The 11,992-nt window shown below is 70.8% G+C and carries 9 protein-coding genes; 6 read left to right on the top strand and 3 right to left on the bottom strand.

Going from position 1 to position 11,992, the window contains the following annotated elements:
* Window positions 1-458: 458 nt before the first annotated feature.
* From DQW85_RS08220 to gatB, 5 genes are all read left to right on the top strand, one after another.
* A complete protein-coding gene (locus tag DQW85_RS08220; protein ID WP_113699770.1) occupies window positions 459-2,531 on the top strand; it encodes a putative bifunctional diguanylate cyclase/phosphodiesterase in 2,073 nt (690 codons plus the stop codon).
* Window positions 2,532-2,569: 38 nt separating this feature from the next.
* On the top strand, window positions 2,570-4,018 hold the full coding sequence (locus tag DQW85_RS08215) for an ATP-binding protein (RefSeq protein WP_240197019.1): 1,449 nt from the start codon (window positions 2,570-2,572) through the stop codon (window positions 4,016-4,018).
* A 149-nt stretch (window positions 4,019-4,167) separates the two neighbouring features.
* Complete coding sequence (gatC, locus tag DQW85_RS08210; protein WP_113699768.1) at window positions 4,168-4,467, top strand: Asp-tRNA(Asn)/Glu-tRNA(Gln) amidotransferase subunit GatC; 300 nt, start codon at window positions 4,168-4,170, stop codon at window positions 4,465-4,467.
* The gene (gatA, locus tag DQW85_RS08205) at window positions 4,464-5,954 is read left to right on the top strand and encodes an Asp-tRNA(Asn)/Glu-tRNA(Gln) amidotransferase subunit GatA (RefSeq protein WP_113699767.1); all 1,491 of its coding nucleotides are present in this window, start codon (window positions 4,464-4,466) and stop codon (window positions 5,952-5,954) included. Before gatC ends, gatA begins: the two co-directional genes overlap by 4 nt.
* A gap of 20 nt (window positions 5,955-5,974) precedes the next feature.
* On the top strand, window positions 5,975-7,462 hold the full coding sequence (gene gatB, locus DQW85_RS08200; protein WP_113699772.1) for an Asp-tRNA(Asn)/Glu-tRNA(Gln) amidotransferase subunit GatB: 1,488 nt from the start codon (window positions 5,975-5,977) through the stop codon (window positions 7,460-7,462).
* 119 nt (window positions 7,463-7,581) lie between these two features.
* On the opposite strand, the gene DQW85_RS08195 is transcribed toward gatB, so the two are convergent.
* From DQW85_RS08195 to DQW85_RS08185, 3 genes are read right to left on the bottom strand one after another with little or no spacing between them, the layout of a single operon-like run.
* Window positions 7,582-9,099 carry a tripartite tricarboxylate transporter permease gene (locus DQW85_RS08195; RefSeq protein WP_113699766.1) on the bottom strand — a complete coding sequence of 506 codons (1,518 nt, stop codon included), beginning with the start codon at window positions 9,097-9,099 and terminating at the stop codon, window positions 7,582-7,584.
* Window positions 9,100-9,648 (bottom strand): tripartite tricarboxylate transporter TctB family protein, encoded by a 549-nt coding sequence (locus tag DQW85_RS08190; RefSeq protein ID WP_113699765.1) that lies wholly within the window; start codon window positions 9,646-9,648, stop codon window positions 9,100-9,102.
* A complete protein-coding gene (locus DQW85_RS08185; RefSeq protein ID WP_113699764.1) occupies window positions 9,648-10,619 on the bottom strand; it encodes a Bug family tripartite tricarboxylate transporter substrate binding protein in 972 nt (323 codons plus the stop codon). Before DQW85_RS08185 ends, DQW85_RS08190 begins: the two co-directional genes overlap by 1 nt.
* Window positions 10,620-10,762: 143 nt before the next feature.
* On the opposite strand from DQW85_RS08185, the gene DQW85_RS08180 reads away from it, so the two are divergent.
* The coding region (locus tag DQW85_RS08180; protein WP_240197018.1) for a PAS domain-containing protein at window positions 10,763-11,992 on the top strand (1,230 nt) is incomplete at its 3' end.

Here is an 11,992-nt window from a genome sequence, read left to right as displayed (position 1 = left end):
CGCCGGTTCCGGTGAGGGGGCGGTGCGGAGCATTTGGGGGGCAGCGGGTGGGGCGGGGAGGGGCGTGGGGCGGCAGGATGGTCCCGGAGACGGTTCGCGCGGGGTGGTGGGCCGGTCCCAAAGAAGGGTTCAGGTGGGGCCGGTCCGGGAGATCGGGTGTGGCGATACTGGCGGGAGGCCGGGGGGTGGCGGGGCTGGCGGGGATGGCGTTCCGGCAGGTCGGGCCGGTGGGGCGGGGCGCCGCCGGGTTACGGGGATGAGGGTGGGTTTGTCGCGCGAGGCAGCAAAAGGGGCGAAAACCCACCCCGTAGGTACACAGCGTCGATATGCTGTCTACGGAGTGTTGTTTCTGGGCATATGTCCGAAAGGAGATGTGACGGAACGTACGCGCTTGGTTTCGCGAAGTGGGGTAAAGGTCGTACCCTCCCATAGTGACCTGATGGGGGTTCTGTTTACCGATGACTGACCCAACCGACACCCGCGACACAGGACCACGCGTCGGCACGCCCCTGTGGGCGTACCTCGCGGGCAGTTCCGTGATCGGTTTCACCGCGGTGGTCGTGGCCATACTCGTGCTGGATCCGGCCGTTCTGGTGGAGCTGGCGCGCACGCCGCTGTTCTGGGTGCTGGCTGTGCTCGTCATCCTGGGGGAGCTCAGGCCGGTCATGGTGTCGTCCGCGACGGTGGTGGGCGGCACATATCCGTCGACGATGTTCACGTTCGCCGTGCTGCTCCACCTGGGCCTGCCGGTCGCGGTGCTGATGCAGGCGGTGGCCGTCGTGATAAACGGGGTGGTGACCCGCAAGGCGTGGCACCGGGTGATGTTCAACACCGCCCAGTCGACGCTCGCGCTGACCGCCGCGGCCGTGGTGCTGGGCGTGTTCGGGATCGTGCCCGGCCCGGCGCGGCCGTGGGTGCCGGCTGGGAGCGACCTGCTGGCGATCGGGCTGGCGGGCGTCGCCTACTTCGCCGTACGCGCCGCGCTGGTGAGCGGGGCCGTGGCGTTGCACGAGCGCAGGTCGATCACCCGGGTGCTGAGGGCGACGGTCGGCCCGCAGAGTCTCGTCTACGCCGGGCTGCTCGGCCTCGCGCCGCTCGTGGTGGTCGTGATGAGCCGCGCGCCCGAGATGGTGCCGCTGTTCGTGGCGCCCCTGGCCGCCGTCTACTTCACGGCCACCCTGTCCATGCGCCGCGACCACCAGGCGATGCACGACGAGCTGACCGGGCTGCCCAACCGCAAGATGCTGATCGTCAGCACCGAGGAGGCGCTGGCCGAGGCCCGGCAGGAGGAGCGGGTGGGCCTCTTCCTGCTCGACCTCGACCGGTTCAAGGAGGTCAACGACACGATGGGCCACCCGGTGGGCGATCGGCTGCTGCAGATGGTGGCGCACCGGCTCACCCACTCCGTACGGCCCGGCGACGTCGTGGCCCGGCTGGGCGGTGACGAGTTCGCCGTCCTGCTGCCCTCGATCAGGGACGCCCACGCGGCCCGCGAGGTGGCCGCCCGGCTGAGAGCGGCCCTCACCGAGCCCGTACGGCTGGAGGGCATGACCTTCGACCTGGACGGCTCGGTCGGCATCGCGCTCTACCCCGACCACGCCCCCGACTTCGAGCTACTGCTGCAACGCGCCGACGTGGCCATGTACCTCGCCAAGGAGAGCCGCAGCGGCGTGGAGCTCTACCAGCCCAACAAGGACCGCAACTCCCCCGAGCGCCTCAACCTCCTGGGCGACCTGCGCCGCGCCGTCGACAACCGCGACCTCACGCTGCACTACCAGCCCAAGGTCTGTCTCACCGACGGCACGGTCCACGGGGTGGAGGCGCTGCTGCGCTGGCGTCACCCGGTGCACGGCCAGATCGCGCCGTCGGAGTTCATCCCGCTCGCCGAGCAGTCCTACCTGATGCGCCAGCTCACCGCGTACGTCATCGAGGCCGCCCTGGAGCAGGCCGCCCGCTGGTGGCACACGGGCCTGCGGGTGCAGGTCTCGGTCAACGTCTCGGCCCGCGACCTCCTCGACTCGGCCCTGCCCGAGCAACTGGAGCTGGGCCTGGCCAAGTACCAGCTGCCGCCGGCGGCCATCCAGCTGGAGGTCACCGAGCGCATCCTGATGGGCGACCAGGCCTACATGCACGAGACGATCAAGGCCCTGGCGGCGCTCGGCGTGCCGCTCGCCCTCGACGACTTCGGCACCGGCTACTCCTCCCTCATCCGGCTGCAGCGGCTGGCCGTCTCCGAGGTCAAGATCGACTCCTCGTTCGTGCGCCGCATGGCCGAGTCGGAGGACGACGACCGGATCGTCCGCTCCATCGTCGACCTGGTCCGCTCCCTCGGCCTGCGCTCGGTCGCCGAAGGGGTCGAGTCGGAGAAGGTGGCACTGCGGCTCGCCGAGATGGGCTGCGGTCTTGGCCAGGGCTGGCTGTTCGGGCGCCCCATGTCCTCAGCCGACGCCACGGCCTGGCTCCGCGAGCGCCACCAGGCGACCCCCGAGATGGGGTACGGCTACCGCTCCGAGGTCACCCAGACGGCGTAAAGGGTAGGAGTACACTTCTTAGAAGTACACTCCTATCTTTGGAACGCCCTGTGATCGAAAAGCCGGAGCGGATCTTCGCGCGAGACTTCGAGTGGCGGCATCTGGCCAGGTTCGCCGACCGCATCGGCCGTCGGCCACAACTCGGCGTCGTAAGCGGGCGTCGCCGTCAGGGGAAGACCTTTCTGGTGGAGGCGCTGGCCAGAGAGACAGGGGGCTGCTACTTCGGTGCCACGGAGGCCACCGAGGCCGAGTCACTGAGGCTCTTCGCCGAAGCGCTCACCGAGCATGTCCGCACGGTCGTGCCGTTCCGGTTCGGAAGCTGGGACGAAGCCATGCGGCAGGCTTTCGCGACCAGCGCCGAGCGGCGCGAACTCATGGTGATCGACGAGTTTCCCTACCTGAGCAAGGTTTCGCCCGCGCTCCCTTCGATCATCCAGCGTGAGATCGACCGGGCGATGGCCACGGACGCGCCCGTGTCCCTGTTGCTGTGCGGGTCGGCGATGTCGGTCATGGGAGGCCTGCTGGCCGGAGGCGCTCCGCTGCGCGGCCGGGCGTCCCTGGAGCTTGTGGTACGCCCGTTCGACTATCGTCTGGCCGCGAAATACTGGCGGATCGCGGACCCGCGGCTGGCCGTGCGCGCTCATGCTGTGGTCGGAGGCACTCCGGCCTACCTCAGGTTCGTCGGCGACGACACCCCGGAAGGGCTCGACGACTTCGACCACTGGGTGCAGCGGACAGTCCTCGACCCGGGAACGCCCCTGTTCCGCGAGGCCCGCTACCTCCTTGAGGAGGAGGCGGACGTGCGCGATTCCGCCCTCTATCACTCCGTGCTGGCCGCGGTGGCGACCGGGAACGGCACCCGGGGCGGCATCGCCGCCTATATCGGGCGCAAGGTCACCGACATCGGCCACCACCTCAACGTGCTGGAGGACAGGTCTCTCCTCCGCCGCGAGCACGACGCCTTCAGCCCTTCACGGTCGGTCTATCACGTGCGCGAACCGCTGATCACCTTCTACCAGGTGGTGATGCGCCCGCGCTGGGGGCTGCTGGAGAGCGGCCGAGCGGTCGCCGTCTGGAAGGACTCCCGAGGGCGGTTCAGCGACCGGGTGCTGGGTCCGCACTTCGAGGAGATCTGCCGCGAGTTCGCCCGGGTCGAGGACGTCTTCGGCGAGCTGCCCGGACAAGTGGGCGCGGGCGTGATCACCGATCCGGTGAGCCGTGAACGGATCGAGGTCGACGTCGTGGTGTTCGCGCCCGCCGCGCCTGGGGAGGCTCGGCGCGTCCTCTCTCTGGGTGAGGCGAAATGGGGCAGGACGATGGGCCCCGCCCACTCCAGGCGGCTCAGACGTGCCAAGGACGTGCTCGCCGCGAAAGGCTATGACGTGCGCGACACCCTGCTCGCGTGCTACAGCGGCGCGGGCTTCGACGGCGCGTTGCGATCGGAGACGGACGTCCGGACCGTGGGCCTCGACGAGCTGTACGGCTGATCACGGCACGCGAACGGATGTGCCGGACGGTCACTCCCGCCGCCGCGCCGCGGACGTGTTTCCAGGTGGCTAATGGTTCGGAGGCGTTCCGTCAAGGCCCCTAGGATGTGAGTGTCCAAACTCCATCCACGAAACGGGTTCAACGACTCATGTCCGCCATAACCCGCGACGAGGTCGCACACCTGGCCCGGTTGTCCAGGCTGGCGCTCACGGACGACGAGCTCGACCACTACGCCACGCAGCTCGATGCCATCATCGAGTCGGTCGCGAAAGTAGCCGAGGTCGCCGCCGAGGACGTGCCGCCGTCGTCGCACGCGCTCCCGCTGACCAATGTCTTCCGTGCCGACGAGGTGCGACCGTCTCTCACCCCTGAGCAGGCCCTGTCCGGCGCTCCCGCCGTCGAGGACGACCGCTTCCGGGTGCCGCGCATCCTGGGGGAGGAGGCATGAGCCTGATCCGCAAGAGCGCCGCGGAGCTCGGCGCGCTGATCGCCGCGGGCGAGGCGTCGGCCGTGGAGGTGGCCGAGGCCCATCTCGACCGCATGGCCGAGGTCGAGCCGAAGGTCAACGCGTTCCTGCACGTCGATCGCGAGGTCACCCTGGCTCAGGCCCGCGCCGTCGACGAGCGGCTGCGCGCGGGGGAGCGGCTCGGCCCGCTGGCCGGGGTGCCGATCGCGCACAAGGACATCTTCACCACCGCCGACATGCCGACCACGGCCGCGTCCAAGATCCTCGAAGGATGGCGCCCCCCGTACGACGCGACCGTGACGCGGCGGCTGCGCGAGGCCGGGCTGGTCATCCTCGGCAAGACGAACCTGGACGAGTTCGCGATGGGCTCCTCCACGGAGAACTCGGCCTACGGCCCCACGCGCAACCCGTGGGACCTGACGCGGGTGCCGGGCGGTTCGTCGGGCGGCTCCAGCGCCGCCGTCGCCGCGTACGAGGCGCCGCTGTCCATGGGCACCGACACGGGCGGCTCGATCCGCCAGCCCGCGGCGCTCACCGGCATCGTCGGCATGAAGCCGACCTACGGCGGCTCGTCCCGCTACGGCCTGATCGCGTTCGCCAGCTCGCTCGACACGCCGGGCCCGTTCGCGCGCGACGTGCTGGACGCGGCGCTGCTCCACGAGACGTTCTCCGGCCACGACCCGCTCGACTCGACCTCGATCGACGCGCCGGTGCCCTCGGTGGTCGAGGCGGCGCGGCAGGCCGACGTCTCCGGCATGCGCGTCGGCGTGGTCAAGGAGTTCGGCGGCGACGGCTACCAGCCGGGCGTGCTGGCCCGCTTCAACGAGGCCGTGGCGCTGCTGGAGTCGCTGGGCGCCAAGGTCGTCGAGGTCTCCTGCCCGTCGTTCGCGACCGCGCTGCCCGCCTACTACCTGATCGCGCCGTCGGAGTGCTCGTCCAACCTGGCGCGCTTCGACGCCATGCGCTACGGGCTGCGCGTCGGCGACGACGGCACCCGCAGCGCCGAGGAGGTCATGGCGCTGACCAGGGCGGCCGGGTTCGGCCCTGAGGTCAAGCGGCGCATCATGCTCGGCACGTACGCGCTGTCGAGCGGCTACTACGACGCCTACTACGGCCAGGCCCAGAAGGTGCGCACGGTCATCTCGCGCGAGTTCGACGCCGCCTTCCACCAGGTCGACGTGCTGGTGTCGCCCACGACGCCGACCACGGCGTTCCCGATCGGCGAGCGCGCCGACGACCCGATGGCGATGTACCTCGCCGACCTGTGCACGATCCCGTCCAACCTGGCGGGCAACGCGGCCATCTCGGTGCCGTGCGGCCTGGCCGACGAGGACGGCCTGCCGGTCGGCCTGCAGGTCATGGCGCCGGTGCTGGGCGACGACCGGTGCTACCGGGTCGGCGCCGCCGTCGAGAAGGCCCTGGAGAGCCGCTGGGGCGGCCCGCTGCTTAAGGAGGCTGCGGCACTGTGACCACCACCAGGACCCCCAGGATGGACTACGACGAGGCGCTCGACCGCTTCGAGCCGGTCCTCGGCCTGGAGACCCATGTCGAGCTGGGCACCGCGTCGAAGATGTTCTGCGGCTGCCCGACGGCGTTCGGCGCGCCGCCCAACACCCAGGTCTGCCCGACCTGCCTGGCCTTCCCCGGCTCGCTGCCGGTGGCCAACGCCAAGGCGATCGAGTCGACGATCCGCATCGGCCTGGCGCTGAACTGCTCGATCGCCGAGTGGTGCCGCTTCGCCCGGAAGAACTACTTCTATCCGGACATGCCGAAGAACTACCAGATCTCGCAGTACGACGAGCCGCTCTGCTACGACGGCCACCTCGACATCGAGGTGGACGGCAAGACCGTGCGCATCGAGATCGAGCGGGTCCACCTGGAGGAGGACACCGGCAAGTCCACCCACATGGGCGGCGCGACCGGCCGCATCCACGGCGCCGACTACTCGATCGTCGACTACAACCGCGCCGGCATCCCGCTGGTGGAGATCGTCACCAAGCCCATCCCCGGCACCGACCGGCTCGCGCCGGAGGTGGCCAGGGCGTACGTCACCGAGCTGCGCGAGATCATGCGCTCGCTGGGCGTCTCCGACGTGCGCATGGAGGAGGGGTCGCTGCGCTGCGACGTCAACGTCTCGCTGATGCCGCGCGGCTCGTCGGAGTGGGGCACCCGCACCGAGACGAAGAACGTCAACTCCCTGCGCAGCGTCGAGCGCGCGGTGCGCAGCGAGATCGAGCGGCAGGCGGCGATCCTCGCCGAGGGCGGCCGGATCGTCCAGGAGACCAGGCACTTCCACGAGGACACCGGCACGACCACGTCCGGCCGGTCCAAGGAGGAGGCGCAGGACTACCGCTACTTCCCCGAGCCCGACCTGCTGCCCATCGCGCCCGACCCGGCGTGGGTGGCCGAGCTGAAGGCGACCCTGCCCGAGCTGCCGTCCGTCAGGCGAAAGCGGCTGCAGGCGGAGTGGGGCCTGTCCGACAAGGACATGGAGGCGATGCACAACGCCGACGCGATCGACCTGGTGGAGGCCACGGTCGCGGCGGGCGCGCCGGCCGCGGACGCGCGCAAGTGGTGGATGGGTGAGCTGGCGCGCCGCGCCAACGAGTCCGGGACGGCGCTCGCCGGCCTGCCGATCACTCCCGCCCAGATCGCCCGCGTCACCGAGCTGGTGGCCTCGGGTGAGCTCAACGACAAGCTGGCCCGCGAGGTGCTGGAAGGCGTGCTCGCCGGGGAGGGCTCGCCCGACGAGGTGGTCGAGAAGCGCGGGCTCAAGATCGTCAACGACGAGGGCGAGCTGTCGGCGATCGTCGACCAGGTCATCGCCGACAACGCCGACGCCGCCGACAAGGTCCGCTCCGGCAAGATCGCGGCAGCGGGCGCACTGGTGGGCGGCGTGATGCGGGCCAGCCGCGGCAAGGCCGACGCGGCCCGCGCCCGCGCGATGATCCTGGAGAAGCTCGGCGCCTCCGAGTAGAGGGACATCGATCCAGGCACGAGAAGGCCCCGCGCGGTTCCGACGGACCGGGCGGGGCCTTCGCGCATCCCGACAGCTTCCCCAAGAAGCACTGTCCCTGCTGCCCGGGGGTTGGCGGGTTATTCCTCGTGGATGTGGGTCGGTGCGAGTTGGCGCCGTTCGGCCAGCTTGCGCACCAGCGGAGTCAGCAGCGCCCCGAAGGCCAGCAACAGCAGCACCGCGGCGATCGGGCTCTTCACCAGCACGGTGATGTCGCCCGCCCCGATGGCCAGCGCCCGGCGCAACTGGATCTCCGCCATCGGCCCCAGGATCATGCCGATCACGGCCGGGGCGATGGGCAGCCCGAAGCGGCGCATCGCGAACCCCAGCAGGCCGAGCACGAACAGCACCAGCAGGTCCACCACGGTGGCGTTGAGCGCGTAGACGCCGAGCGCGGCGAACACGATGATCCCGGCGTACAGGTACGGGCGGGGGATCCGCAGCACCCGGGCCCACAGCGGAGCCAGCGGCAGGTTGAGTACGAGCAGCATCGTGTTGCCGATGAACAGCGACGCGATCATGGCCCACACCAGGGCCGGGTTGTGGTCGAAGAGCTGCGGGCCGGGCTGCAGGCCGTACTGCTGGAAGGCGGCCAGCAGGATCGCGGCCGTCGCCGACGTGGGCAACCCCAGCGTCAGCAGCGGCACCAGGGTGCCCGCGGCCGAGGCGTTGTTGGCCGCCTCGGGCCCGGCGACGCCCTCGATGGCGCCCTTGCCGTACTCCTCGCGGGTCGCGCCGCGGGCCAGCTTCTTCTCCGTCGCGTACGACAGGAACGTGGGGATCTCCGCGCCGCCGCCCGGCAGCGCGCCGAACGGGAACCCGAGCGCGGTGCCGCGCAGCCACGGCCGCCACGACCGCCCCCAGTCGGAGCGCCCCATCCAGGCCCGGCCGACGGGCACCACCTCGGGGATCGAGTGGCGTAGCCGCGAGGCCACGTACAGCGCCTCGCCCAGCGCGAACAGGCCGACCGCGACGATCACCACGTCGATGCCGTCGAGCAACTGCGGGACGCCCATCGTGAGCCGGGCCTGCCCGGTCTGCTGGTCGATGCCGACCAGCCCGATCACCAGGCCCAGCCCGAGCGAGGCCAGCCCGCGCACGAGCGAGCGCGACAGCACGGCCGACACGCCCACGAACGCCAGCACCGCGAGCGCGAAGTAGTCCTCGGGGCCGAACGAGATGGCGAAGCTCACCACCGCGGGCGCGGCCACGACCAGCAGGGCGGTCGCGATCGTGCCCGCGACGAACGAGCCGATGGCCGCCGTGGCCAGCGCCTGGGCCGCCCGCCCGCGCCTGGCCATCTTGTTGCCCTCCAGCGCGGTGATCATCGAGGCGGACTCGCCGGGCGTGTTGAGCAGGATCGACGTCGTGGAACCGCCGTACATGCCGCCGTAGTAGATGCCGGCGAACATGATGAACGCGCTCGCGGGCGGCACGGTGAACGTGATCGGCAGCAGCAGCGCGACGGTCATCGCGGGCCCGATGCCGGGCAGGACGCCGACCAGGGTGCCGAGCGTGACGCCGATCAGCGCGTACAGGAGGTTGACCGGCGTCAGCGCCGCCGCGAACCCGTCCAGCAGCAGCTGGAACGACTCCACCTAGATCACCCCCTGCAGCGGCCCGGCCGGGAGCGTGACGCCCAGCCCCTTGACGAACACCAGGTAGGTGAGGACTCCCAGCACCACCCCGACGACCGCGGCCCGCGCCTTGTGCTGGGCGCCGAGGACCACGGACAGCCCGAAGAACAGCAGGGCGGAGCCGATGATCCAGCCGACCACGTTCAGCACCGCGGTGAACGCCAGGAAGATCCCGCTCACCAGCCCGACGCTGCGCCAGTCGGCGGGCGCGTCCACGTCGACGTCCTCGCTCTCCTCGGGGTCGCCCCGCCCGCCGCGCAGCACGTCGGCCACGTAGAACACGCCCACGACGACCATCGAGCCGCCCACCAGCATCGGGAAGAAGCGCGGACCGATGCCCAGCTGCGACGCGGCGGCCGACACGTCCAGGGTGCCCACGATGACGAGCACGCCCAGGCCCAGCACCACGAGCGCGAGCACCAGCTCGGGCCGCCACCACCGGCGCCGCTTGTCGCGTTCCTCGGCGCCGGTGGGAGGAGCCCCGGATACGGGGGTGTCAGGTGAGGACATCAGGCGACGAGGCCCATCGCGGCGATGACCGCCTTCACCTTGGCCTGTTCGGCGGCGAGGTAGGTGGCGAACTGCGGACCGGTCTGGAAGGAGTCGATCCAGCCGTTCTTGGCCACCGCGTCCTTCCACACCTGCGAGTCGTGCATCTTGGTCACCAGGTCGGTCAGCGCCTTCTTGTCGGCCTCGCTGAGCCCGCCGGGGGCCACGAAGCCGCGCCAGTTGGCCAGCTCCACGTCCAGGCCGGCCTCCTTGAGGGTCGGCGCGTCCACATTGGACAGCCGCTCCGCCGAGGTGACGCCCAGGGCGCGCAGCTTGCCGGACTTGACGTGCTCGGCGAACTCGCCGACGCCCGAGATGCCCATCGTGACCTTGTTGCCGAGCAGGGCGTTGAGCGCCTCGCCGCCGCCCGAGTGGGCGATGTAGTTGACCTGCTTGGGGTCCACGCCCGCGGCCTTGGCCATCAGGCCGGCCACCATGTGGTCGGTGCCGCCGGCCGAGCCGCCCGCGACGGAGACCTTCGCCGGGTCGGCCTTCCAGGCCGTGACCAGGTCGGACAGCTGCTTGTACGGGGACTCGGCCGGGACCACGACGATCTCGTACTCCTCGGTCAGCTTGGCGATCGGCGTGGTGTCGGCCAGTGTGACCTTCGACTTGTTCTGCTCGATCGCGCCCACCATGACCAGGCCCATGGTCATGAGCAGGTTGCCGTTGCCCTTCTCTCCGGCGAGCTGGGCGAGGCCGATCGTGCCGCCCGCGCCGGGGACGTTGAACACCTCGTACTTGCGGTTCGGGTCGGCCGCCTTGAGGGCCTGCTCGGCCGTACGGGCCGTCTGGTCCCAGCCGCCGCCCGGCGAGGCGGGGGCCATGATCCGGAGGGTGCCGGTGCCGCCGCCACCGGTCGTGTTCTGGCCGCAGCCGGTGAGCGCGGCCACCGAGATCGCCGCGAGTGCGGCAAATATGCGCAGACGCATGTGCACTCCAAGGGGGGATTTCACGTTATGGAATCTGGATGGTGAAGTCCGGTCCCGTCGGAGTCGAGCTTTATCTGATAGTAGTCTTTTAGTTCTTTTTGGTCGCGACCGCCCTGTGACCTGCGGCTGTTTCCATGAGTCAGATGAAGCGGGTACGTGACGCCTCCCTCGGCACCCAGCTCTTCGTGCTCCAGATGGTGATCGTGCTGCTCGCCGTCGGGGGCACCGCGGGCGTGTGGGCCACCCGTACGCGCGACCAGCTCGACTCGCTGCACCAGCAGCGGGCGCTGGCCATCGCCCAGTCGGTCGCCGGGCTGCCACAGGTGCGCGCGGCCTTCGCCAGCAGCCGTCCCGAGTCGGTGCTCCAGCCGCTCGCGCTCAGCGTGCAGCACTCCACCGGCGCCGACTACGTCGTGATCGCCAACCGCGAGCAGACGCGCTACGCGCACCCCAACGCCGCGCTGATCGGCCAGAAGCTGTCCACGGACGGCACCTCGGTGCTCACGACCGGCAAGAGCTGGGTCGGCACCGAGACCGGCACGATCGGGACCACGGTCAGGGGCAAGGCGCCGATCTTCGACGAGTACGGCGACGTCATCGGCCTGGTCTCCGTCGGCGTGCTGGAGGCCACGGTGACCGGCCAGCTCGCGGGCGCGCTGCCCCCGCTGCTCTGGACCGCGCTGGCCGTGCTGATCGCCGGGCTGGCCGCCGCCGCGTTGATCACGGCGCGGGTGCGCAGGCAGACGTTCGGGCTGGAGCCGAGCGAGATCGCCGCGCTGCTGGAGCAGCGCGAGGGCGTGCTGCACGGCGTCAAGGAGGGCGTGCTCGCGCTCGACCTCACCGGCAGGGTGACGCTGGTCAACGACGCGGCCCGCGAACTGCTCGGCGACGTGGGGGAGGACCTGACCCGGATGCCGGTCTCCGAGCGCATGCGCGACGTGCTGGGCGGCGCCGACCCGGGCGAGGACCGGATCGTCCTGCACGGAGACCGGGTGCTGGTGCTCAACCGCACGCCGGTCTCCGTACGCGGACAGCAGCGCGGCTGGGTGGTGACGCTGCGCGACCGCACCGAGCTGGTACGGCTGGCGCGCGAGCTGGACGACACCAGCAGCGCGACAGAGGCCCTGCGCGCCCAGGCGCACGAGTTCGCCAACCGCATGCACACGGTCGTCGGCCTGCTGGAGCTGGGCGAGCACGAGGCGGCCATCGGGTTCATCACCCACGGCAGCGTGGGCGCGTACGCGGCTGACCTGCGCGAGCGCGTGCAGGACCCGACGCTGGCGGCGCTGCTGCTGGCCAAGTCGGCGGAGGCGGCCGAGCGCGGCGCCCGCCTGGTGCTGGCGGCGGACTCGGCGGTGCCCGAGGGCGCGCTC

Source organism: Nonomuraea lactucae, from assembly GCF_003313395.1.
Taxonomy (GTDB): domain Bacteria; phylum Actinomycetota; class Actinomycetes; order Streptosporangiales; family Streptosporangiaceae; genus Nonomuraea; species Nonomuraea lactucae.
Note: the sequence above shows the minus strand (reverse complement) of the source record. Positions and strands in the feature narration are given on the sequence as shown.